We start from the raw sequence: 24,006 nt of genomic DNA on the forward strand, positions 1-24,006 counted from the left end.
CTGCTAAACAAGCTGAAGCTGCTCTCAAAGTGTTAATCAACTCGTTGTTTGGCTTTTATGGGACTTCTGGTGTTGGTTTTAATGATATGGAAGCTGCTGCACTGGTTACAGCTTATGGTAGACGGATTCTGCGATTCATGATTGATGTAATTGAAAAAGCGGGAGGTATCCAGGTTGAAAGTGATACTGATGGTGTGTTCTTCTCCCACTCTGAACCTCTGCTGATATTTGAGAGGCTGCAAAATGCTTTACCTACGGGTATCAAAATTGAGTTGGAAATTCTTGCTCAAGCGATGTTTGTTCCCTCTAGAGGAGCTAAGAATTATATTATCTGGCACGAAGATGGTAAAATTACTACTAAGGGTTCATGGCGGAAACGCGATTCCTACGGAGCGCTTCGCTATCGTTCTCGTCTGGAAAAGGAGTTTCCTTTGAACTACCTGACACAATATCTTCAGTCAAAGGCTAAGGCGGAACAATATTACCAGGAATTAACAAAGGTTATTCGTTCTGGTGATTTTCCTGTGGAACAGTTACAGGTTACTCGGAAAATTAAGAAGGGTGAAAAGGCTCTTTTGGTTCTGGGTAATACTGGGGATGTTGTGACGTTTTATCAAGGAATTAGGGGATTGACTAATTCTGAAGCCTATTCCAGTGGGTATTATTTGGAGTTGATGGCTAAAAAACGGGATGAGTTACTTTCGGTTGTTGAACCTCAAGGTGATGTGGGTAAGCAGTTGAGTCTGTTTTGAGTAGGGTATTATACTAATGATGAGAGCGATCGCCTATATTTCTTTGTTTTTCTCTAAGTATTAATTCAGTGTAATATTTACCCATATTTTGCAATAATAAAAATTATAAGGTTACACCTACCCTTTAATTAATTTTCAGGAATTTGGCTTTATGGATGAACTTATAAGAAAAGTAGCTGCTTTAGGATTACCCGCAGTAATACTTGCAGTTGTTATGGCTAGTACAGGGTTAGCTGGTGCAGCAGCCATTACATCAGCTTTAGCAATTCTTGGTGGACCGGCTGGTATGGTTGGAGGGATTTTTGCATTAGGAACAGTTGGAATACTTACTGATCTACTTGCCAAATTTGGTATTGAACTTGTCTTGATGCGTATATATGAAATTCGCAGTGAAAAGGAAAATGTCGAAAAACTTTGTCAGGAAATTGATAATTTGCCATTTATTAGCAATGAGTTAAAACAAAAGGTAAAAACATTAATTAATAAACAGATTATCTTTGTTTTAGCAGGTCGCACAGGAGTTGGAAAGTCTAGCACTGTTAATTCTCTATTAGATTGTGAAGTTGCTAAAACTGGCAAATATGAACCTACAACAAAATCGGTAGATACTTATGAACATAAAGTAAATGGTATCAATTTCATTATAGTAGATACTCCTGGTCTTTGCGATGAAGAAGAAGAAGCTGGTAATGACCAAAAATACCTGAACTTAATGAAACCAAAAATTCAAAAAATGGTTTCAATGTGGTTTGTAAGTCAGCTTAATGATACTAGAGTCACAAGTGATGAAAAAAGAGTTATTAAACGTCTTTCAAAAGCATTTGGTAAGAAGGTTTGGGAATGCTCCGTAATTGTTTTTACATATGCTAATTCTGTTACTGCCTCAGAATATGAAGAAACTTTAAAGATAAGAACAGAATTAATACGCAAAGAAATAGCTAAGTATGTGGGAGAAGATACAGCTAATCAAATTCCATCTATAGCCGTAGATAACAAAAGTGAAACAACACCAGATGGCAAAAAATGGCTGGGAGAATTTTTTACAAGAGTTTTTGTCAGAGCATCTGAATCCGGTTCTGTAGTATTCGCAGCAGCTATGAAAGATAGTGCATTTTCTTCATCGGGTAAATCACGAATTGAACTAGATGAAAATCAAAAAGAAGAGATTAAAAATAAGATTAAGAAAGGCCTTATTGGAGGACTTGCATCTGGTGGAACAGTTGTAGGTTTATTTCTTGGTCCTGGTGGTGCAATAGTTGGTGGTTTACTGGGTACTGTAGTAGGTTTGTGGTTAGAGTTAGATCGTAGAAATGCGTAATTTTTTAATTGTTGGACGTACTGGAGTTGGTAAATCAAGCTTTATTAACTCAATTTTAGGCAAACCTGTTGCTGAAACATCAAAATACGAAGCTTGTACCAAAGTAATTAGGCATTATGATCATACTAGCCATTTAGGTGATATTTGCCTAATTGATACACCAGGACTAGCAGAAGATGATCTAGAGTGTGACAAACAATATTTAGATTTGATAATCAATAATGTTGATTTAAAAACAATCAACACATTAATTTATGTTTCTCGCTTAGATGAAACAAGATTCCGTCCAGAAGAAAAAACGACAATAAGCTTGTTGACAGAAAAATTAGGAGCATTTATTTGGAATAATGCTTGGCTAGTTTTCACGTTTGCAGGATCAGTTCCTCATGAAAACCGTGATATAGTTTCAAAAAATAGGAAATTACAAATTGAAGAATTTGTTAAAGCTATCACATTGGAATATAATCTGAATCCTTCATTTCAAGGATTTCAGGTAAAGTTAAGAGTTGATAATAGTTCAAAAAACTGGTCTTCCAAAAGTATACCTATTATATCAGTATTAACCACTAAGAGTTTGTAATAACTTAGGTCTAAAAGATGTTATAGAAAATAATAACTAAAAAGTATATTTAGCAATACTTTCAGTCTATCTTATTTCTCATAATGCCCTTGGTAGATTTCGCCCTACTAATACAGTGTGTAGTCTGTTAAAACAGTATAGTTGCCTGTTTCGTATTGTCTTCTTTTATATTCAAGATTTTCACCTTGTGTTACATAAACAGGTTTATAGCTTCCATCTTTGGCATCGTATACTATAATTAAATGAGTAGCATTTTGGTTTTGTCCCTCAAATATCCACTCGGCAATGGGAAGGTTTTCTGAATTGTGGCTCATTTTTTAGCATTTAATAAATGAACTTTCTATTATACGTTATAGTTGTCAAGGGAGATATAAACAAATGTTACAAAATATTAATTTCTAACAAATTAACTCACATAAATCTTAAGATAAAGAGGCTTTTAGCATAAACTAAGTGTATCTATTTCCAATGAAAGATACTCTAAAAAGAAGAGTTTCAGGGATTATTATTGAAACATCCAATAAAAAATTAAATAAAACTTAATACGTTATACTAATGTAATACCTCAATCTATAACACTTAGGAATTTAAAATGGAAACAGGTACAATAAGATTGGTGGATCACTCCTCTAAATCAGGCTACATAACACCTGATAACACAAATGAAACCATTTATTTTCACTCCGCTTCTATGAGAACCAATAGTTTTACAAGCTTTGCAACAGGAAAGAAAGTATCTTATACACGTGAAAAGCTTGAGGGTTCGCAGGGCTATAAAGCGGTTAATATTGTGGTCAATGAGTAGATATAATAGGTTTTCTTAATACAAGAATCTATTATAAGGATATAAATATGTACCCTACTAGCTTGGTAGGGTATTTATTCAGGGAAAAACAAAACCTATTAATTATTTAATCAGGTTTATTTTTCTTAAAAATATATTAGATTATTTTTAATAAATGCTAATTTTTAGAGAAAATTACAATTATTTTAGCTTGAAGTGTACTATACCCCGTCTAAGATAAGACCTATAGCTTCAAAAATGGATATTTATTATTTTTTATCCATCAAGCATCCCAGCCCTTACTTTTGCAATATCTATACCTCGCTTTTCTAAAGATTTTTTCATTTCCTCAAAAAAACAAATATCACTTTCGGTAATATTTTTGAATGGATATTTAGGATATACAGGAATCCATTCATATTTATATATAAATCCATCTCTCCTTCTTGCAATTAACTTGATCATTTCTGTATTTTTATCTATTAAATACAAAATTTTACTATTAAAATCCCATTTACCTATATAAATATCTCCACAATATTCTTTACTTTTTTTATACTCTAAAAAAGCATACAATATAGGTGCTATTATTTCAGTCCCATTAACTTGTATTTGAATGTTTTTTATAACTAAATCCCTATCTTCTGGATTTGAAGCACAACCTGGCAGTTCGTCTAAAGGTATTTCAGTATTATGCTTAATATAATTATCAAAATCTATTGCCTTAATATAATGCATTCTTTTGAATTTTATACATTGTGTGCTTTGTCGAAAACGTAATATACTACCCGGTTGTATCATTTGGTGTAGATGGGAAGGAATTTCCAAGAAATCAAAAATAACATAGCTACAATTGTAGGTTTTAAGAAAACCATAATTCTCATCTAATAAAATTTTGGATACAATACCTAGTATTTTAGACTGTTCATCAATGTTCATAATTGAATAAATTATTCTTTTCAAATCTGCAATAAAACCTTTTACTGTTTCATGCCATTTCTTTTTATATATTTCACCTTTATATGGATTACAATGATAAGGTAATTCTTCTGTATAATTTATGTCCTTCCTAGTAGCACTCGCTGTATAAGATGCTGGAACACGATGCACGCCATAATGCAAATTTACTTTGATAATGTATAAATTATCTTCATACTCTAAAGTTAGAATAGAATTGTTAGGTTTGTAAGTTTTTTTATTTAAACTTCTTCCCAGAAGATTACAGTTATAATTAACTATAAAATCTATAAAATCTTCTGTATCTAAAAAATTCAGTTCATTAAGATTCTCAATTAACATAAATTTAGTACCAGAAATTAAATACTTTCATTTTATGAGTTAATACACTAATTTAGTCTATAGTTTTTGTTGACAAAAAATGTATATGCAAATTACAATAGACTATTTTTGAATCAGATCATGTTGTTTAGTAACAATACCATAATAAACTTATTTGTTGTAAGAATAAAGAACAGTATGAATAAAAGTAAGACGTGAGAGGTAAGCAGCAGAGCTAACGCTCATGTACGGCAGTCCTATTGCCGTACTACCATGCCAACACACTTATACTTTGGTGAAGACGAATTCTTCCTAACTCGCACCATCAAACAACTAAAAACCCACACTCTAGATCAACAATGGGCAAACTTCAACCATACAGAATACCCCCCAGAATCTAAAGAAACCATTCCTCAAGCATTATCCGATATCATGACACCACCAGTTGGGAGTGGAGGAAGATTAGTACATTTGCCCAACAGCACATTACTGGGAGTTTGTTCAAAAGAAATTTTGTTGCAGTTGGAGTCCATTCTCCCCAAAATTCCCTCAACAAATACCCTCCTGATCACCAACACTCACAAACCTGACGCGAGAAATAAATCAGTCAAACTCCTACTGGAGTACGCACAGGTAAAAGAATTTCCTCTCATTCCCCAATGGCAAACCCAAGCATTAATACAGCAAGCTCGGACTTTAGCTGATGAAGTAAGTGTAACACTCACTACCGATGCTTACAAAGTATTAATTGATTACACAGGCAATCATACACGACTGATATTCACCGAACTAGAAAAGCTCAAAACCTATGCTTTGGGTAAAACAGTCAATGGGGATATGGTGAAAGAATTAGTGTCAGAAAGTGCTGCTAATAGTTTACAACTAGCGATCGCCATTCGCTTGGGTAACATTGCTCAAGCATTAGAATTTGGCGATCGCTTAATTAACTGTAACGAACCAGCTTTAAAAATTACCGCTATATACTCAACACGGCTTAATTATTTGATTCTGTGGGTAGGGGTTTAGCACTGCTAAACCCCTACTACAAATCTAGGTTTTTCATGATTTCGTAAAAGTCCATTTCCCAACCGTGTTTAGTATAAATCGTGAGTCGGCTTTTAGAAATTAATGCGGCGATAAACTTCACCAAGAGGAACTTCTACATTTAAACTATGTAATAATATAGACTGCTCAAGATGATCATAAACCTGCCATTGCCAGCGAACTGCTTGCAGCAGCGCTAGTTCCCTCCGGGACGCTCCGCGAACGCTATCGCTACTATCATCAAGTTTGTGATAATGCTCAATATAGGGTTCAGTTTGGCTAACTAGCAGATATTCGCAAAAGCTAGGAAGTGAGCGATATTTTCTAAATTTATCACCTCTATCATAACCTTCAGTAGAGGGTGATAAAACTTCTACAATTACTAAAGGATTGAGAATTTCGTCAGTGCGATCGCCGTTAAACTCCGGTTCACCATTAATTACAAGAACATCAGCATAAGTACCATGATTAAACTCAGAAATCCAGATTCTTAAGTCCCCATTATAAGTTTGAAAATTAGTGTCTCTGAGAGCTACATTAAGTAAAGTAGTAATATTGACGGTAAGACGGCTATGAACTTCTGAACCTCCAGCCATTGCAATAATTTCTCCGTTACGATATTCATGTTTTTCTGCGGCGGTTTCCTCCATCACTCGATACTCATCTGGAGTGAAGTGAGTTGTTGTTATATCCTGGGTAATATTGGGGGGACTGGTTTGAGTAATAACCACGATCAAACCTCACGAATAATTGGTTTTATTTCAAGATAGTTCTTCCTTATCAAATTCATGATAACAAATTTTAAATCAATTGTCAAGCCCCAAATACAGTTTTTCGCCATCGCTATTTCTGGGTAAAGGAAAAATTCATCCCTAAGATTCTTTGATCCCCCTTTATCAGTTGTTACATACAGTCCTAAACTGGAGATGAGAGTGAAAGGCAGTTGGGAGAAATTTTGTGAAAAAAGTTTTAGCAATTATTCTGGGTGGGGGTGCGGGGACTCGGCTTTATCCGTTAACTAAACTCCGCGCCAAACCAGCAGTACCAGTGGCCGGGAAATATCGTCTCATAGATATCCCTGTTAGCAACTGCATCAATTCCGAAATATTCAAAATCTACGTTCTGACTCAATTTAACTCAGCCTCTCTGAATCGGCACATCGCCCGTGCTTACAACTTCAGTGGGTTTAGTGATGGGTTTGTAGAAGTGTTAGCAGCACAACAAACCCCAGAAAACCCCAACTGGTTCCAAGGTACGGCTGATGCTGTGCGTCAGTACATCTGGATGTTACAAGAGTGGGATGTAGAAGAATTTCTGATTCTTTCCGGTGATCACCTTTACCGCATGGATTACCGGCAGTTTATCCAGCGACATAGAGATACAAATGCTGATATTACACTTTCCGTCATTCCCATGGATGATCGTCGAGCCTCCGATTTTGGCTTGATGAAAATTAATGAATCGGGTAGGGTAATTGATTTTAGCGAAAAACCCAAAGGTGAAGCTTTAGCACAAATGCGTGTTGATACCACCATATTGGGATTGACAAAAGAACAAGCCGCATTACAGCCATATATCGCCTCCATGGGGATTTATGTCTTTAAAAAAGATGTTTTGATTAAGTTGTTGAAACAATCTTTAGAACAAACTGATTTTGGTAAAGAGATTATTCCCGAAGCTGCTAAAGATCACAACGTTCAAGCCTTCTTATTTGATGACTACTGGGAAGATATTGGGACAATTGAATCTTTTTATGAGGCTAATTTAGCCCTGACGAAGCAACCCCTTCCTCCCTTTAGCTTCTACGATGAAGCAGCACCAATCTATACTCGCGCTCGTTATTTACCACCTTCTAAACTGCTGAATTGCCAAATCACAGAATCTATGATTGGTGACGGTTGTATTTTGAAAGATTGTCGCATTCAACATTCAGTTTTGGGAGTGCGATCGCGCATAGAATCAGGATCTGTAATTGAAGAAACCCTGATCATGGGCGCTGACTATTATCAACCATCTGTTGAAAGACAATGCAGTTTAGAGGAAAATGATATTCCCGTCGGTATTGGTACAGACACCATTATTCGCCGTGCCATCATTGATAAAAATGCCCGCATTGGTCACAATGTGAAAATTATCAATAAAGACAACATCCAAGAAGCAGAACGAGAAAAGCAAGGCTTCTACATCCGTAGCGGCATTGTTGTTGTTCTCAAAAATGCTGTAATTCTTGATGGTACAATCATTTAGTTAGTAGTGATTGGTAATTGGTAATTGGTAATTGGTAATTGGATGATTTATCTTTCTTGTCCCCTGTTCCCTGTTCCCTATTCCCTATTCCCTATTCCCTATGACTAAATTAATTTTGCTAATTGGTCTTCCTGGTAGCGGTAAATCAACCCTAGCAAAACAATTATTGACAGAATGCCCCCAGATGCAGCTAATTTCCACAGATGCTATCCGGGGGCAGCTTTTTGGTTCAGAAGCAATTCAAGGACCTTGGCTGCTAATTTGGCGGGAACTGGAACAACAATTGCAAACAGCCATAACCGCAGATAAAGGGGTTATTTTCGATGCTACCAACGCCCAAAGGAAAAATCGCCGGGAAGTGATTACCCTAGCCCGTAATTGTGGCTTTAGTTATATTATGGGGGTTTGGGTGAGAACTCCTGTTTGGCTATGTTTAGCAAGGAATCAAAGCCGGATTCGCCAAGTTCCTGAAGAGATAATTCTCCGAATGTCCCGTCAACTCCGGGATGCTCCCCCCAGTAAAGAAGAAGGAATAGATGAACTTATTTTCTGTTCATCATGGCAAGAGTACGGGAATTGCGCCAGTACATTCAGCAAGAACCACACTTAATTTTGGCAATTGTTTGTTAGTTTAACATCAGAATCTTTTGCCTGGCACTAGTACCGCAAGGCGGAAGTCAAAAGTAATATTCAGCAAGCTTTTTGGCGATTAAGAATGGTTGGTTTATTTGCGCCGTGCTGTACTAGACCAAATAAAAGGAAACAGGCCACAGAAAAAACTCAGCCCCCACAAAGGTTGATTAATAGTAAATTTCATATCTTAGAAAAAAAACATAACCTAAACTTCTACAGGAGGCTAGTAGATGGCTGCAACCGACTTTAAAGACTATTATGCAATGTTAGGAATTAGTAAAACTGCCACTTCAGAAGAAATTAAACAAGCTTTTCGCAAACTAGCCCGTAAATTTCATCCTGATGTTAACCCCAATAACAAACAGGCTGAAGCCAAATTTAAAGAAGTTAATGAGGCTTACGAGGTATTATCTGACCCAGATAAACGCAAAAAATACGACCAATTTGGTCAATATTGGAAACAAGCTGGTCAAGGTTTTCCCGGTGGTGGTCCTGGGGATATGGGCGGAGTTGATTTTGGTCAATACGGCAGTTTTAATGACTTCTTAACTGAATTATTTGGTGGTGCAGGTCCTGGCAGCGGACGACAAAGTTACTCTTATCGAACTTCTCCAGGTAGACCAGGTGGCGGTTTTAACGATTTTGGTCTTCAAGATGGCGGTGCTGGTGGTACACAAGATACAGAAGCTGTAATTATTTTAACTTTTGCCGAAGCATTTTCCGGTGTTCAAAAACGGTTTAGTTTAGGCAACGAAACTATTGATGTGCGTATTCCTGGTGGCGCTAAAACTGGGACTCGTCTACGGGTGAAAGGAAAAGGCCAAATTAACCCCATGAGTCAACAACGGGGAGATTTATACTTAAAGGTAGAATTACAACCCCATACTTTTTTCCAAATAGAAGGGGACAATCTGGTTTGCGAAGTCTTAATTACCCCTGATGAAGCCACATTAGGTGCAGCGATAGATGTACCCACACCCGATGGTCATGTTAGTGTTAAGCTACCTGCGGGAGTTCGTTCTGGTCAATCTCTGCGCTTACGTGGTAAGGGTTGGCCTGTAGCTAAAGGTGGACGTGGTGATCAATTTGTGAAAGTAGCGATCGCTCCCCCAAAAGACCTCACACCCCAAGAGCGGGAATACTATGAAAAAATCCGAGCTATCCGTACCTATAACCCCCGTAGTCATTTAGCACAAGTTAAATTGTAAAGATTATTGAGGGTATTTCCGTAAACAACGATCCATAAATGTTATTTTCTATTGCTTGTAGGATTTTCACCATTTTATGATTTATGCTATCCCTGTTCCTTAAATAATCGCCTCTGAAAGCCTTCTGGAATGATCATAAATTTTAAGAATCATTACAGAATTACTTGAAAATCACTGAGTTCCTTTTGCATCAAGGCTTTAATTCCCCTTTGGATCTCAAAATCAGCAAACGGACAGTATCTAATGCTTGCCTTTAAAGTTATATTCCCTGTATAATCACAAGTGTCTGCCCAAGTCTTTGTCGGTCTATACACAAAATAGTTAGTTATTTTGCCTGAATGTTAATTCAGTCAGAGTTAAACATTTTTTTGTACCTAGCTATATCTGTTTATAGATTTTTGCCACTGCATAACATCTTGTGAGGAGTAATATTTTGAAGATAAAAAAGCATTCCATTAGACTAGTCAATTATTTAAGACATTTTGTCTACTTGAGTTTATGGCTAACCTTACCAAGCTTACTGCTGGGAACAACTATCTCAGTTAATTCCGCATCTGCGGCAGATGACATGGTAGCAGCAAATCTCAATAATGAATTAATTACAGATCAAACGACAACAACCACTTCTTTAGCCGATACCAAACAAGTATTCACAGCCGCAGACTTAAAACCAAAGGTTGAATCTACTCCTGGGCAAAAACAACTAATTGCCCAAAATGCCGACAGTGATACCAATGATCTCAATAAAATCCGCCAAGAGTTATTAGTTGAACCCCTAATCAAAGCCAAGATAGTATTACCTAAGCCAACTTACCCACCCGGACTCAGTTTTGCTGCTCCCAGTGCCTTCGGAGCTAACATGGGTGACGCTTTTATAGGAGCATCAGGGGCAACCGCTGGTACGAGAGGTAACAGTCTAAATGATATAGACGGAAGTACCAGTCTCGGTTTTGGCTTAGGAAATTCCCAAAAAACAGTTGGTTTGGAATTATCCTTCAACAACGGTAGTATCAAAAGATTTGGTAGTAATGGAACTTTTGACCTCAAAGCTCACCGCATTGTCTATGCCAAAGGAACCAATCAAGTCGGTGTAGCTGCTGGCTGGAAAACCTTTGCTCAGTATAAGACTGAAGCTAGTATTGAACCTATTAGACCTTCCAGCGTTTATGGCGTGGTAACAACTTACTCCCTTTTAAAGCCTAATGATCCTGTTAATAAAATGCCTATCTCCTTCTCACTAGGGGCTGGGGGTGGCGATTTCAGGCAAGGTAATGCCAGTACGGGTGTATTTGCTGGAGCAGGTGTGCAAGTTCATCCCCAAGTAGGTGTAGGTCTAGGTTGGAGTGGAATTGGTTTCAACGTTGGGGCTTCCTTTGTTCCTGTGCCGACTTTACCCTTAACAATTACAGCCCAAGCTTCGGATCTCACTGAGAACACCGCAGGCGGCACAGTATTCTCCTTGAGTGTAGGTTATGGTTTCAATTTCTTGCCTAAATAAACACTTCAATATTTAAAGAATCATTATCATGTTGAAAATCAGAAATCTCCTTTTTGCCCTCAGTCTTAGTCCTGTACTATCCGTTATTTGGCAATTACCAAACCAAGCCCAAGTTAGTAAAGGTACGGCTGGAGTTGACAGTGGTGCTGCTACTGGTGCTTCACAAACTAGTGGTTTTTCCACGCCCCCAACAACAACGATAGGAGGAACAACAACAACAACGATAGGAGGAACAACAACACCAGCAGTAACAGCAACAACAGCAACAGGAATTTCTATCACCATTCCCATCATATCTGGTGTTTCACCCGCCATTACAACTGGTGTTTCCACAGCAGGTACTCTGTCGGCGGTTAGTACAACTGGTGGCACAACTGGTGACACAACTACGGCATCACTTACAATTACCGTTTCAGCAGCAACCGTAGAACCAACTTCACCTGGTATCACTGTAACAAACGGTGCAACGGGAAACTCTATTGTGATCACTCTTTCACCGCAAGTTCAGGTTACTGTGAATCAGGTGGCTGCTGCTATTACTCAGGCTCTTAGTACAACAGGTGGTACAACAGGCGGTACAACAGGCGGTACAACAGGTGGTACAACAGGCGGTACAACAGATGGTGGTACAACAGGCGGTGGTACAACAGGTGGTGGTACAACAGGTGGTGGTACAACAGGTGGTGGTACAACAGGCGGTGGTACAACAGGCGGTGGTAGTGCTGCTAACGTTGCTTCACTGCTGACAGGCGGTGCTGGGTCACAACAAGTTGCGGTAGCTCTGACAAACAGCTTCACTGCTGCGGGCATTTCCCCACAACTAGCAACAGCACTAGTCACATCTCTCACAGGTTTGTTTGGTTCTACTCAAGGTTCCTTACCAAATCAGCCCCTAGCCCAAGCAACATCAGGACAGCTAGTAGCCAGCACTAAAGCTTTGAAACCTATTCTTGTTATTGCTCAATCTGGTGCAGCAATAAATGTAGATATCAACAAGCTGAACGATGCCATTGTTGCCTACAATGGCATTATTCTCACCAGCGAGGCAGAAAATCTCAGGAAACTTTATAAGGATACCGACTTCGTTGGTATTGGTAAAGTTCTCAAAGAACTAAGAAAGTCAGTTCAATAGCACTCTATCACAAAAGTATCACCAAATAGAACGAAAGGCACGGAAGCCACTTGGCTTTAGAGGGTGTTTGAAAAGTTATGGTTGATGTATCAAATATTTTTTACCCCACCCTAACCCTCCCCTTGTAAAGGGGAGGGAACTGGATTTTTATTGTTTCCCCCCAAAGCATAGGGGAAAGGGGGGTAGCAATGTGATGAAAATTACGGAATACCACTTTTCAAACATCCTCTTAGACAGTGGAGGAAGTGCCAACGGCGAATTTATTCGCGGTGACATGATAGAATTAATTAGCAAGTAGGAATAACCATCAGCGCAAAGAAGTGTTTTATTAAGGAGAAACCCCTGATTTATCTCGTCTCGGCATAGCTGTAGCCTGGGTAAACAAGCAATGGTAAATCATGGAGCGTTTAACATTAAAAATTGATGGACTCACAAAAGCAGCAAAAAAAATCAAAAGTAAGCGCAATTGCAATACCTGTCGTACTGGTAGTTGCCTTGAGCGTCTAGGAGGATAATTGACTATCCTTTTTAAGCAGGTCTTAAAGAATCTGCGTGTCTTTAGACCGCAGAGTGTCAATAAAAAGCACTGCTTCCACTTATCTGTTTCATAGTCGGGGCAGTGCTAATGCTATGAGATTATTAGATTAGCGATTGAATTTAAGTTCCCACAGCACCAGAGTAAATTAAACCTCGCTGCATATCCAAAGTCAAAATCGCCCCATCCTTAATTACCTGTGTCGCTTCCTTGACACCCACAATCACAGGCACACCAAGACGTAAACCAATAACAGCGGCGTGACTTGTGAGACTTTCTTCCTCAGTAATAATCCCCCCGGCTTTGCGAATTGCTTCTACGTAATCAACACCAGTGCGGGATGCCACCAAAATATCACCAGGGTTGAAATTACTGGCATCCATAGCATTATGAACTACCCTAGCGCGGCCACTTACAGAACCTTGTCCTAGACCAATTCCCTGACCGAGTACGGCAGTGACTATTTCTACTTTAATCAAGTCCGTTGACCCAGAAACGCCTTGAAGTGTACCAGCAGTCATGACGACTAAATCACCTTCAGTTAAGAGGTTTTTTTCCTGGGCAACATTAATAGCCGCTTGGAATGTCTGACCCGTAGAAGGTAATTCCAGCACCAACAGCGGTCTTACTCCCCATACCATCTGTAACTGTCGTGCCACATTAACATGAGGTGTGATGGCTAAAATTGGGGTTTTGGGACGGAACTTAGAAACGTTGCGGGCTGTAGCCCCGGTTTGTGTCAAAGTCATAATTGCCGCCGCGCCCAAATTTTCCGCAATTTGACCAACGGCTTGGCTAATCGCATTGGGAATAGAACGCCTGTTATCTCGTGACAGACGGGAGTTGGCGTTGAGGGTTTCTTCTTGTTCAATCCGTTCAGCAATTCTGGCCATAGTAGCTACAGCTTCCACTGGAAAACTACCAACAGCGGTTTCATTGGAAAGCATGACCGCGTCTGTACCGTCTAAAATCGCGTTGGCGACATCAGATACTTCCGCACGGGTGGGACGGGGGTTGCTGACCATGCTATCGAGCATTTGGGTGGCGGTAATGATGGGAATACCCAAGCGGTTGGCTGTCGCAATGAGCCGCTTTTGCAGTACGGGTACATCTTCCGCCGGTAATTCTACCCCTAAGTCACCTCTAGCCACCATCACCCCATCACACAAAGATAGAACTGCTTCCATTTGTTCGATAGCTTCATGCTTTTCGATTTTGGCAACCACAGGCACATTTTTGCCAGTGCTGGAAATTAGTTCTTTAATTTCGATAATGTCCTGGGGATTGCGGACAAAGGAAAGGGCTACCCAGTCAACACCTTGGTCTAGACCAAACATCAGATCCTCGCGGTCTTTGTCGGTCATGGCTTTAATGGATAAGTAAACTCCCGGAAAGTTAACACCTTTGTTGTTGGAAAGTTTACCGGGAACTGTAACCCGACAATGTAAATCACCTTTTTCGCGGTTAATTTCCTCTACTACCATTTCGACTTTGCCATCATCGAGGAGGATATTTGAACCAACGGGAACTTCATCTGCTAAGTAATCGTAGGTAACGCAGCTTATTTGCTGTGTTCCTTCGATGAGGCGATTTGTTAACGTGAAGCGATCGCCTTTTGCTAGAATTATAGAGCCAGTTTCAAACCGCCCCAAGCGAATTTTTGGACCTTGTAAATCTTGCAGAATTGCTACTGGTCTATTTAGTTCAAAAGCGGTTTGCCGAATTAACCGAATACTACGCTGATGATCAGCATGAGTTCCATGGGAGAAGTTTAGCCGCAGGGTTGTTGCGCCCGCTTCAATAATCGCTTTTAGCATTTCTGGGCTGCTGGTAGCAGGTCCAATAGTAGCAACAATTTTAGTTCGGCGCTGAGAATCTCTTAATTTCGTCATGGGCTGGGTTCAAGATTTTTGGGATCTACCTGGGAATTAATCGTCATGTTGTCTCATACCATTTGAAATTTGAGATTTTGGATGATGAAATACTGACTGTATCAGCAAATCATTTTTCGGACTTGCTGAAACCAAGTATGAATTGAGGTGTAGAGACGTTCCATGGAACGTCTCTACAAGAGTTTTCACATCATTAAAAATCACGTTCATACCTCAAATCAGCAACACCCATTTTTCCATTAATCGCCATCATTTTACAAATTGGTATGAATTAAACGGACTCTCTTTTTGAGTAACTGCTATATCAATGTTATAAGCGGTTAGAGAGGTAATTATGGTATAGATTTGATATCGTACACTAATCTGATCGGCAACCTGCTTCTGGGAGAGTTTTTTGTCTACAGCGCTGGTTTAGCAAAGAATCATAGCCTGATTTATTGATTCTGCAGCCAGACTGTGAATAAATCTTGCTTTACATAACTTTACTCTTAACTAAGATTAATAGTATGATCCGTAAAGATTGATTATTAAAGGAGTTAGTAATGCTCACGTCGGAGGCACAAAAGCCACTGACAATCCCCCCAAAAGAACTTTTATCACCTCCTGGTGATTTTAACCCGACGTTACTACTGTTTTTAGTAGTGGTGATCATGTTGGTTTTATCCAACTTTGGGTATTGGTGTTGGGAATGGCCAGATTGGTTATGTTTTAGTATAAATACTCTGGCGTTACATTGTTCAGGAACGGTGATTCATGATGCTTGTCACCAGTCTGCCCATCGCAATCGCATTGTTAACGCTATCTTAGGGCATTGTAGTGCCTTAATTCTAGCTTTTGCTTTTCCAGTATTTACAAGAGTACATTTACAACATCATGGTAATGTTAATCACCCGAAAGATGACCCAGATCATTATGTTTCTACGGGCGGTCCCCTGTGGTTAATTGCGGTGAGATTTTTGTACCATGAGGTATTTTTCTTTCAAAGACGGTTATGGCGGAATTATGAACTACTAGAATGGTTTATTAGTCGCTTAATTGTCATTACTATTGTTTATATTTCTGTCCAATATCATTTTTTGGGCTATATTCTTAACTTTTGGTTTATTCCCGCTTTTTTGGTGGGAATAACTTTGGGTTTATTTTTTGATTATTTACCACATCGTCCTTTTGTGGAGCGAAATCGCTGGAAAAATGCCCGCGTCTATCCTGGTAAGGTTCTCAATATCCTGATTTTGGGACAGAATTACCATTTAATTCATCATCTCTGGCCTTCGATTCCTTGGTATAATTACCAGCCAGCTTATTATTTGATGAAGCCGTTGTTGGATGAAAAGGGGAGTCCGCAAACTTCCGGGTTATTGCAGAAGAAGGACTTTTTTGAGTTTGTCTATGATGTTTTCATAGGTATTCATTTTCATCACCATTGATGTGTTTTTCTACATCTGAAGTTGTAAGTATTCATCTGTGATACTTGTTGATACCCAGATCCCCGACTTCTTTTATTTATTCTGTCCATAAATAATAAATTGATCACAGAAGTCGGGGATCTTATCACCTTACCTGAATTATTAAACTTTTATTGGGTATAAGCTATTATTCTTACACACTAAATCAACACAGAATGTGATGTTTCTGGTAATGTAACATTCATTGCAACTGAACCATCTTTGATAGCATCATAAAGTCCTGATGTAGTTGCCCATTCTAAACTATCTTTGGAGCTTTGAGAATTAACTAAATCTCTTAACCAATCATAAACTAATAACTCAAACTCTTGTGGAGACATTTCTTCTAGAGAAATTTGTCTTTTCTCTGCATAGTTTTTAATAGTATTCTTGGCATTAAATTGATAGTCTGCTGATTCGTGATCTCTATCAGGTGTTTCTTCTTTCCATAAATAGAAATTATCAGGAAAAGCAATGAGAAAGAAGGGAGTATTTCGTATGGCTGAGTGTGCTAGTAAATTACGTCTGATTTCAGTTGCACGCCGAAGTTGGGCAGATGTTGCGGATAGAGATATCTTCTTAACTTCTGCTATTAGCTGAATTTTTCCTTCTGCATCAAAAATAGTTATATCAGGGCGAGGACTTAACCTAGCACCTTTAACCTCCCATTCTCCCCTGCGTACCATTTCATCGAGACAGGAGCGACATACATTAACCTGTTTACGTCCTGGAGAATACCAAACAGCCGTAATAGCTGCTGGTGAATCTTTGGCAACACACTTTTCTGTTTGAATCTCACAGATATCTTTTAGGATTACACCACTTGGCTCTACTCTTGTAATCATAGTTATTCTCTTGACTGGGATTGATTATCTAACCATTCGATTAGTCTATCTCTTGCATCTTCTATTAAGTCTTCTCTATCTTTTGAACCGAGCGCAATATGAAAAGAAGCATTCAAACTTGTTTCAGCTTCATCAATAAGTATATCAGGCATATCCAAAGGTCGCCTATATTCCCTATCAAAACGTTGCATATGTGATAATTCGTGAGCTAAACAGGCAAGGACAGACATTCGAGAATTTGCACTAGAGTTATTTCCAGGATAAGCATCTGCTCCTAAATCAACAACATTTCTATCTTCTACAAAACGCGTTCGAGAACTATTTATATTGGCTTCATCTGTAATTAGGATTCTATCCTCGTCACCACATAAGACTTGCCAAGCCTCAATACAATATTCTATTTGTCTATCGGTTAACCCGTTACGATTTCTCTGCCCTAAGTAAAGTGACATATATGCTGAAACTCCTGCTAGATAAAGCAGCAGAAGCTTTAATTATCTTTTTAACACAATGTCGAATATAAATGATAACCAGCAAGGGATTAATATTTATCCGCCATCTGATTTATTTTATCAAATATCCGTCCCTAAACTCTGAGCATAAATCACCTCAATATTGCTACCAAAATCCAATTTATCTAAGGATTCTGTAACCAAGGATCGCCCGATTTTGTATTTAAGACAACAACAGTGAGTATAATGTATTAACTATTGGCTTAGTAACATACAGTAATTATACGTAATAATATGATTTAATCAACCCAAAAACCAGGTCAGAAAACCCAACCAGCATTGTTGGGTTATTTTACTTCAATGCTTGCCTATGCCGCATTACAAACTGTCGGTTTTGGAAGTGCATCACCCGCAGCTTCGTAAGCAATAATAAGAGAGTCTAAGGCTTCAATTCCATTGGTTACGGCTAACTCGTAAGTATCCCCATGAGTGCGCCATTTTTGTCCTGGAAAATCAGGGAATCCTACTAAGAAGCAATTATCTTCCTCAGACCACTGAATTATCATTTGGTACTTGAGTTTATTCATCTTCTTTCTTATCCACTATTGACTCAATTGCCTGTTTTACTTCCTTTTCTTGGTAGCGTTTAGCATCTGCTCCATCTTTGCCTGAAATCGTTACCTTTCCATAATATAGGGGATGTATCCAGTTAGTATGACTTCCTTTTCCTGGTAGTTCTGTAAAACCAGCCTGGACAAGCATTTGCTTAAGCTCTCTAATTTTTTTTGGCATCTTTTTTCAAAATTAGTCTTATATATGCCAATCTAGTCAGATATTGAAAGACAACCAAATTTTTCCAGTTAAATAGTTATTTTCAATATTTTACCTTGTCAATTGTCACTTCAAATATCCGTCCCTAAACTCTGAGCATAAATCACCTCAATATTGCTACCAAATTCCAATTTATCTAAGGATTCTGTGAAAAACACAAAACCCTTATACGCCGTCACATACTTATATATTTTCGTAAAATAACCTTCACTGGTGACAATGACAAGCGGCTCTTCACCTTTGGTGAGAATATTTAAAAAAGCGTCTAATTTCACACATACACCAGTACCCCGATGAGTGAAAATACTCCCACCAATAGCAGCAGGTTGAGCAGCCGCGTCACCACTGTAATAGCTCATGAATGCGCTAACTTTTAATTATGTTATTGACCTGCTAATTTTAAACTTTCGTCTCCACGACGTGCTGTGAAGTTTGTAACGTTTGGGGTAAACTCCAATCAGGACGCAATTTAGCCGCTTGACGTAAATAAACGTGGTGAATTGGCGTAGAAGTTGGTAAATTGGCGTGAATTAGAAAGCGAATGCAGCGCGGTAAACTGCCTACAACGTGCATTTGTTGAACATCTAACATAGCTACACTATCCCACAAAGGACGACTGCGAGCGATCGCTGCTGGGAAAATAGCATCTAAATCTTTTGTTACTGAAAAAGTCACACTAATCATATCGTCTGGTTGGAGTTGATTTCTTTGCTCCAATTCATCTAATAATTCTGTCACTGAATCTCGAATTGCTTCGACGCTGTTTTCTGCAACGGTTGTTGCACCCCGAATTGCTCGCATTTGCCATTCCACTTCTAAAATCCTCCTTTTGTCAGTTGTCAGTTGTTAGTTATCAGTTGTCAGTTGTTAGTAGGGGCGAAGCATTTGGAAGATAAATTATCGGTCATTGCCAAAAATAGTTCTCCAAATGCTTCGCCCGTACAGTTGTCAGTTGTCAGTTGTCAGTTGTTTCCTACTTCTAATGACTAATGACTAATGACCAATGACAACTTTACTATGGACGATATAACCACATAGGTAAACCACTGGTAGAAACTTCAAATTCTAGCCAATTGATTCCCGCACCAATAACCGATTTAGCTTGACGACTTCCCGGTAAAACACGACTCAAAAATGGTTTCCGTTCTTCTAGCGTATAGCAAAGAGTTTTATCAGGATCAAGTCCTACTAATTCTGCTGTCCACCGTCGTGCATCTTCTTCTGTTCCTAAGCGGTCGACAACGCCCAATGCTAAGGCTTGCTGTCCGGTAAAAATCCTGCCGTCAGCAAAGCTTTTTACCTTTTCTACAGTCAGTGAACGAGCTTCCGCTACCGTTTCCACAAATTGTTGATAGCTACAATCAATCAAGTCTTGCAGAATAGTTTCTTCTGGTTCTGTTAGTTGCCGATCAAAAGCTAATATATCTTTGTAGGGTCCTGACTTAATGACCTTAAAAGAAACGCCAATTTTTTCCAGCAGCACTTCTAGGTTATTTCCTCGCAAAATCACCCCAATACTGCCTGTAATCGTGCCTGGATTCGCCATGATATGTTCTGCCCCCATACCAATATAAACGCCACCAGAGGCAGAAATATTGCCAAAACTGGCGACAATTTTGGTTTTTTTAGCTAATCTCTTGAGGGCGCTGTAGATTTCTTGGGAGTCTCCCACTGTACCCCCAGGACTATCAATGCGTAGTAATAAAGCGGGAAATTTACTTTCTTCTACGGTTTTCAAGGCTTTTAGGACGTGCTTACGGGTTGCACCAGCGATAGCACCGCTAACTTCAATCCGCGCAATTTGTTTCCGAAAGTTGGGCTTAAATGGCCAAATCATGGGCAATCAAATAACTTTTTAATCTTTGTGAATATCTTTAATATAGAACGCCTAGGGTGAAGCTAACGGGCTTTACCTTTAATCCGATTGGGAATTAGGGCTTGGGAAGGGGACAGGGAGTAACAATTTTTTATTTTGAATTGTTTTGTCCTCTCCTGGCTATGAATAAAAGTTAGCAGCTAGATCATTATTGAAAAGCTTTAGGAAATTTTTAGATTTGATGTGTAGTTTTATTTGGTATGTTTAAGGAGCAAAAGACAAGTATTGAAAAATATTTGCTTTTACAAATATAGACATCTAAAAATATTGTGTCGTACCACTGCACTACACAAGCATTTGGGAAAATAAGGACATTAAAAAACAGAATTTTCCAGCCCAAGGCCAATAGCTTTTAGGAAAATTAGCTAAAATTTACGACTGGTTAAGATTACTTGTTTTTGATTGTGTAAATCATCAACACTCATTTGATGCATTATTAACTTTTAAGAGTCAGTGCGGAGAATTTGATAGCGGTAATAAACATAGATATCAAATAACGCCCCGACAAAGCCACAAGTCAGACCAATTGTCAAGAGACCGTTGAAGGAACTACCACTGCCGAAAGTGGCGAGAAAATACAGAATTTGGATAGAGACATCGGAAATTATCCCTTGTAGCCCAGGGACATAGCCAAAAAGGCATAAAACCACCAATAAACCCCCAATGAAGAAGACAGGGACAAGAAAACTAAAAATGGTGGTGAGGACGAGAGAGCGAAAAAAGTTACTAAAAATAGTCATTGTGAGACCGGGATAGTGGGTAACTTGAGAGATAGCCGAAAATTTATCTGCCACTCTCTACAATACTGGCGATCGCTCCCAAACATTTATTTCGTCAAGAATCTTAAGTTTTCATTAAATTGTACTGGTAATAGTTACTCAAGGTGCATTGAGTGTTTGCGATGTTTCAAATCTGTAAAACCATGAAATAATCAGGGTTTGTATCTCAGTGTGCAGTTTACTAGAAGTAAAAACACTGTAAAAACTCGCTCAATTTTATGAGACTAGTCGTAAACTAAGTTAATAATTTGCATATTAGTAATGTTAATTCCATTCCCCACTACCAGTGACCAATGGCTAAATCCAGTTTAGAAACATGGAGTCAGCGATTGCTGGCCGCGATATTTTTAGGTGGACAAGTCTTATTTCACCTAATCCAAGGTAAAATTCACCGCCGGAACACCCTAGAACAATTGGCAATAGTTGGACCCGACTCCTTCTTTATTGCCCTATTAACAGCCATATTCGTGGGTGCAGTATTTACAATTCAGGTAGCAAGGGAGTTCATCAATTTTGGGGCAGGAAACCTCGTTGGTGGCGTGTTAGCAGTAGCATTGACGAGAGAACTTACCCCCGTATTAACAGCAGTAGTTTTAGCTGGAAGGGTAGGTTCGGCTTTTGCGGCAGAAATCGGCACAATGAAAGTCACAGAACAAATAGATGCTCTGTTAATGTTAAAAACAGATCCTATTGATTATCTAGTCATTCCCCGGCTTCTGGCTTGCTTCATCATGCTGCCGATTTTAACTTTGTTATCCTTAATTACAGGAATGTCTGGGGGAATGCTTATAGCCACTCATATTTACAACCTTTCAGATACAGTATTTCTAGACTCAGCGCGTGACTTTCTCGATATCTGGGATATTGGCAGTGCTATGATTAAAGCTGCTTGCTTTGGTGTATTAATCGCCATTATCGGCTGTAGTTGGGGCTTAACCACTACTGGAGGTGCTAAAGGTGTGGGACAATCAACAACAACTGCTGTTGTCACTGCCTTATTAGTTATATTCATTAGCAACTTCTTTCTGTCTTGGGTCATGTTTCAGGGTCCGGGTAGTGGATTAGTAAAATGATTTAGAGGCAAGATAGAGTCGTTAAGAATTACGAATTATGTAAGTAGGAGAAAAGATTTTGACCAGTTCATTGACACCTAACACCATATCAACAGTAGAACTAAAGCCAAGTTACAATATTCCTGTTGTCTTAGTCTTGGGCGCTATTCCCGTACTATTGGTACAACCTTGGTTGGGAGGAATATTGACGTTATTGGGTTTGTTTTTGATGTTGCAAGCTGTAACACTACGCTTTCAATTTACCGCTACCGATTTTGATCTTTATAGAGGAGAAAAGTTAATTAAGCGTTTTCCTTACCAAGAATGGCAAAATTGGCGAATATTCTGGAATCGAGTTCCCATTTTGTTCTATTTTAAAGAAGTGAACAGTATTCACTTTTTGCCAATTTTATTTGACCCCAAAACCTTAAAATCTTGTTTAGAAGAACGTTGTCCACGCATTGATTAGATTTTGTTGTTTCGCGCAGAGTCGCAAAGGAGCAAAGGCGCAAAGGGAAGAGTTTTGATAGTGCGGTGTCAGCCATAAATTAAAGTAAGAGAATTTCATAGCTGAATTCAGTAAGTCTGAAAATTTATATTGTTGTTTATGAACCCAGAAGAATCTCAAACTCCAGAAACCATAAATAAGTGGTTAGAAAAAATAGAAGTGCAACCTCCTACAGATGAAATACTAGAAAAACCATCTGCTGATTTAGAATTAGAAGCTGAAGCATCTGGTGAATTGGTAACGTCATTAACCACAGAAACAACAGCATTAGAATCGGCAGATTCACTATATACACAACCAGCGCAAAAAGTAATCCAGTTGCAGCATAGGTCAGCAGACTTAAAAGCAGAAATTACTCAATTGGAAATTACTTATGAAACCCTTCAGAAGCAAGTAAGTGTAACCCAAATCGCACTTTCGCAAGTTGTCCAAGAGTCATTATCGCAGTTAGAACAACGCAAACAAACTTTACAAATTTCTGTAGAACAACTCGAACGTCGTCAAGAACGCATTCGCAATGAAATGCGGACTACTTTTGCGGGGACTTCTCAAGATATAGCAATTCGGGTACAGGGTTTTAAGGACTATCTCACAGGCAGTTTACAGGATTTGGCATCAGCGGCGGAACAAATGCAACTGGTACAACCTGTCCGAGAACGGGAAAAACCACCACAGGGAGAAGCAAAACCTGTTAAAGAACAATTAGAAGCCCCACAACTTGGCCAACAGCAGTTTCAGGATACTACTAAAAAAATCCGCCGCTTGCTTGACCAATATCGTAACCAGCCAGATTATTATGGACCACCCTGGCAGTTACGCCGGACTTTTGAACCAATTCACGCCGAAAAACTATCAAATTGGTTATTTACCTTAGGTGGACGGGGTGCTTTGCGGACAATGGGTAGCCGCTTACAGAATATTTTAATTGCTTCGTCGGCAGTTTCTATATTACATCAACTATATGGGGACAGGGTGCGAACTCTGATTTTAGCAAATACTCCAGAACGTTTAGGCGAATGGCGACGCGGTTTACAAGATTGTTTAGGTATTGGTCGTCCTGATTTTGGCCCCGACAGAGGAGTGGTATTATTTGAAGCACCGACAGCTTTAGCCCAAAAAGCCGAGAGATTAGTTACAGCCAATCAAATGCCTTTTATTATCATTGATGATTCTGAGGAACAAATTAGTTTAGCTTTACTGCAATTCCCTCTCTGGTTAGCTTTTGCCCCTGACCCGAAAACTATGAAAGATCGGAATTTTGACGATGATTTTTAATTAGTCATTGGTGATTGGTGATTGGTGATTGGCAAAACAACT

At 38.9% G+C, this 24,006-nt stretch carries 26 protein-coding genes and 1 pseudogene; 15 read left to right on the top strand and 12 right to left on the bottom strand.

Features of this window, described 5'->3' with window-relative positions:
- Positions 1 to 23 precede the first annotated feature (23 nt).
- The 3 genes and pseudogenes from FJR08_RS12025 to FJR08_RS12035 form a co-directional block, all read left to right on the top strand.
- Positions 24 to 752, top strand: a pseudogene (locus FJR08_RS12025) (DNA polymerase I); the annotation flags it as partial.
- A gap of 151 nt (positions 753 to 903) precedes the next feature.
- Entirely contained in the window at positions 904 to 2,070 is a 1,167-nt protein-coding gene (locus tag FJR08_RS12030; protein WP_168633320.1) for a GTPase, read from the top strand.
- On the top strand, positions 2,063 to 2,650 hold the full coding sequence (locus FJR08_RS12035) for a GTPase (RefSeq protein WP_168633321.1): 588 nt from the start codon (positions 2,063 to 2,065) through the stop codon (positions 2,648 to 2,650). The genes FJR08_RS12030 and FJR08_RS12035 overlap by 8 nt, the downstream gene beginning before the upstream one ends.
- A 107-nt stretch (positions 2,651 to 2,757) precedes the next feature.
- Here the strand turns inward: FJR08_RS12035 and FJR08_RS12040 are convergent, their stop codons facing one another.
- On the bottom strand, positions 2,758 to 2,964 hold the full coding sequence (locus tag FJR08_RS12040; protein WP_168633322.1) for a hypothetical protein: 207 nt from the start codon (positions 2,962 to 2,964) through the stop codon (positions 2,758 to 2,760).
- 278 nt (positions 2,965 to 3,242) lie between these two features.
- Here FJR08_RS12040 and FJR08_RS12045 point away from each other — a divergent pair, with 278 nt between their 5' ends.
- The gene (locus FJR08_RS12045; RefSeq protein WP_168633323.1) at positions 3,243 to 3,455 is read left to right on the top strand and encodes a cold-shock protein; all 213 of its coding nucleotides are present in this window, start codon (positions 3,243 to 3,245) and stop codon (positions 3,453 to 3,455) included.
- Positions 3,456 to 3,710: 255 nt separating this feature from the next.
- Here FJR08_RS12045 and FJR08_RS12050 read toward each other — a convergent pair whose 3' ends face one another.
- Positions 3,711 to 4,733 (bottom strand): hypothetical protein, encoded by a 1,023-nt coding sequence (locus FJR08_RS12050; RefSeq protein WP_168633324.1) that lies wholly within the window; start codon positions 4,731 to 4,733, stop codon positions 3,711 to 3,713.
- Positions 4,734 to 4,985: 252 nt separating this feature from the next.
- Between FJR08_RS12050 and holA the strand changes: the two genes are divergently transcribed.
- Entirely contained in the window at positions 4,986 to 5,738 is a 753-nt protein-coding gene (gene holA / locus FJR08_RS12055) for a DNA polymerase III subunit delta (protein ID WP_254435742.1), read from the top strand.
- Between the two features lie 92 nt (positions 5,739 to 5,830).
- Here the strand turns inward: holA and FJR08_RS12060 are convergent, their stop codons facing one another.
- The gene (locus FJR08_RS12060) at positions 5,831 to 6,487 is read right to left on the bottom strand and encodes a Uma2 family endonuclease (protein WP_323294514.1); all 657 of its coding nucleotides are present in this window, start codon (positions 6,485 to 6,487) and stop codon (positions 5,831 to 5,833) included.
- A 226-nt stretch (positions 6,488 to 6,713) separates the two neighbouring features.
- Here FJR08_RS12060 and FJR08_RS12065 point away from each other — a divergent pair, with 226 nt between their 5' ends.
- The 5 genes from FJR08_RS12065 (at position 6,714) to FJR08_RS23235 (ending at position 12,474) form a co-directional block, all read left to right on the top strand.
- Positions 6,714 to 8,003, top strand: a complete 1,290-nt coding sequence (locus FJR08_RS12065; RefSeq protein ID WP_168633325.1) for a glucose-1-phosphate adenylyltransferase — start codon at positions 6,714 to 6,716, stop codon at positions 8,001 to 8,003.
- Between the two features lie 100 nt (positions 8,004 to 8,103).
- Positions 8,104 to 8,613, top strand: coding sequence for an AAA family ATPase (locus FJR08_RS12070; RefSeq protein ID WP_168633326.1), 510 nt, complete (start codon positions 8,104 to 8,106; stop codon positions 8,611 to 8,613).
- Positions 8,614 to 8,866: 253 nt separating this feature from the next.
- Complete coding sequence (locus tag FJR08_RS12075) at positions 8,867 to 9,844, top strand: DnaJ C-terminal domain-containing protein (RefSeq protein ID WP_168633327.1); 978 nt, start codon at positions 8,867 to 8,869, stop codon at positions 9,842 to 9,844.
- Positions 9,845 to 10,277: 433 nt separating this feature from the next.
- Positions 10,278 to 11,342, top strand: a complete 1,065-nt coding sequence (locus tag FJR08_RS12080) for a hypothetical protein (protein ID WP_015078888.1) — start codon at positions 10,278 to 10,280, stop codon at positions 11,340 to 11,342.
- A gap of 28 nt (positions 11,343 to 11,370) precedes the next feature.
- Positions 11,371 to 12,474: a hypothetical protein gene (locus FJR08_RS23235; RefSeq protein ID WP_217357512.1), complete on the top strand. Its 1,104-nt coding sequence runs from the start codon at positions 11,371 to 11,373 to the stop codon at positions 12,472 to 12,474.
- A gap of 657 nt (positions 12,475 to 13,131) precedes the next feature.
- Here FJR08_RS23235 and pyk read toward each other — a convergent pair.
- Entirely contained in the window at positions 13,132 to 14,901 is a 1,770-nt protein-coding gene (gene pyk / locus FJR08_RS12095; RefSeq protein WP_168633330.1) for a pyruvate kinase, read from the bottom strand.
- A gap of 542 nt (positions 14,902 to 15,443) precedes the next feature.
- On the opposite strand from pyk, the gene crtR reads away from it, so the two are divergent.
- Positions 15,444 to 16,328, top strand: a complete 885-nt coding sequence (gene crtR / locus FJR08_RS12100) for a beta-carotene hydroxylase (protein ID WP_168633331.1) — start codon at positions 15,444 to 15,446, stop codon at positions 16,326 to 16,328.
- A 179-nt stretch (positions 16,329 to 16,507) separates the two neighbouring features.
- On the opposite strand, the gene FJR08_RS23240 is transcribed toward crtR, so the two are convergent.
- The 6 genes from FJR08_RS23240 to aroH form a co-directional block, all read right to left on the bottom strand.
- Positions 16,508 to 17,191 (bottom strand): hypothetical protein, encoded by a 684-nt coding sequence (locus FJR08_RS23240; RefSeq protein ID WP_015078883.1) that lies wholly within the window; start codon positions 17,189 to 17,191, stop codon positions 16,508 to 16,510.
- A 2-nt stretch (positions 17,192 to 17,193) separates the two neighbouring features.
- A complete protein-coding gene (locus tag FJR08_RS12110; protein ID WP_015078882.1) occupies positions 17,194 to 17,643 on the bottom strand; it encodes a hypothetical protein in 450 nt (149 codons plus the stop codon).
- A gap of 368 nt (positions 17,644 to 18,011) precedes the next feature.
- The gene (locus FJR08_RS12115; protein ID WP_015078881.1) at positions 18,012 to 18,230 is read right to left on the bottom strand and encodes a type II toxin-antitoxin system HicB family antitoxin; all 219 of its coding nucleotides are present in this window, start codon (positions 18,228 to 18,230) and stop codon (positions 18,012 to 18,014) included.
- On the bottom strand, positions 18,223 to 18,435 hold the full coding sequence (locus FJR08_RS12120) for a type II toxin-antitoxin system HicA family toxin (RefSeq protein WP_015078880.1): 213 nt from the start codon (positions 18,433 to 18,435) through the stop codon (positions 18,223 to 18,225). The genes FJR08_RS12115 and FJR08_RS12120 overlap by 8 nt, the downstream gene beginning before the upstream one ends.
- Before the next feature lie 110 nt (positions 18,436 to 18,545).
- A complete protein-coding gene (locus FJR08_RS12125; RefSeq protein WP_168502202.1) occupies positions 18,546 to 18,833 on the bottom strand; it encodes a hypothetical protein in 288 nt (95 codons plus the stop codon).
- A gap of 40 nt (positions 18,834 to 18,873) precedes the next feature.
- The gene (gene aroH, locus FJR08_RS12130) at positions 18,874 to 19,287 is read right to left on the bottom strand and encodes a chorismate mutase (RefSeq protein WP_168633332.1); all 414 of its coding nucleotides are present in this window, start codon (positions 19,285 to 19,287) and stop codon (positions 18,874 to 18,876) included.
- Between the two features lie 30 nt (positions 19,288 to 19,317).
- Here aroH and FJR08_RS12135 point away from each other — a divergent pair, with 30 nt between their 5' ends.
- Positions 19,318 to 19,464, top strand: a complete 147-nt coding sequence (locus FJR08_RS12135) for a hypothetical protein (protein ID WP_168633333.1) — start codon at positions 19,318 to 19,320, stop codon at positions 19,462 to 19,464.
- A 25-nt stretch (positions 19,465 to 19,489) separates the two neighbouring features.
- Here the strand turns inward: FJR08_RS12135 and sppA are convergent, their stop codons facing one another.
- Entirely contained in the window at positions 19,490 to 20,311 is an 822-nt protein-coding gene (gene sppA / locus FJR08_RS12140; RefSeq protein WP_168633334.1) for a signal peptide peptidase SppA, read from the bottom strand.
- 482 nt (positions 20,312 to 20,793) lie between these two features.
- Entirely contained in the window at positions 20,794 to 21,090 is a 297-nt protein-coding gene (locus FJR08_RS12145; protein WP_168633352.1) for a hypothetical protein, read from the bottom strand.
- 332 nt (positions 21,091 to 21,422) lie between these two features.
- Here FJR08_RS12145 and FJR08_RS12150 point away from each other — a divergent pair, with 332 nt between their 5' ends.
- The 3 genes from FJR08_RS12150 to FJR08_RS12160 all read left to right on the top strand — a co-directional run bounded on the left by FJR08_RS12150 (position 21,423) and on the right by FJR08_RS12160 (position 23,964).
- Entirely contained in the window at positions 21,423 to 22,202 is a 780-nt protein-coding gene (locus FJR08_RS12150) for an MlaE family lipid ABC transporter permease subunit (RefSeq protein WP_015078875.1), read from the top strand.
- A gap of 58 nt (positions 22,203 to 22,260) precedes the next feature.
- Positions 22,261 to 22,650, top strand: coding sequence for a DUF3119 family protein (locus FJR08_RS12155; protein ID WP_015078874.1), 390 nt, complete (start codon positions 22,261 to 22,263; stop codon positions 22,648 to 22,650).
- Positions 22,651 to 22,788: 138 nt separating this feature from the next.
- Positions 22,789 to 23,964: a DUF3086 domain-containing protein gene (locus FJR08_RS12160; protein WP_015078873.1), complete on the top strand. Its 1,176-nt coding sequence runs from the start codon at positions 22,789 to 22,791 to the stop codon at positions 23,962 to 23,964.
- The last annotated feature ends 42 nt before the right edge of the window (positions 23,965 to 24,006 follow it).

Origin of the sequence: Dolichospermum sp. UHCC 0260 (assembly GCF_009711985.1) — a bacterium.
Taxonomy (GTDB): Bacteria; Cyanobacteriota; Cyanobacteriia; order Cyanobacteriales; family Nostocaceae; genus Dolichospermum; species Dolichospermum lemmermannii.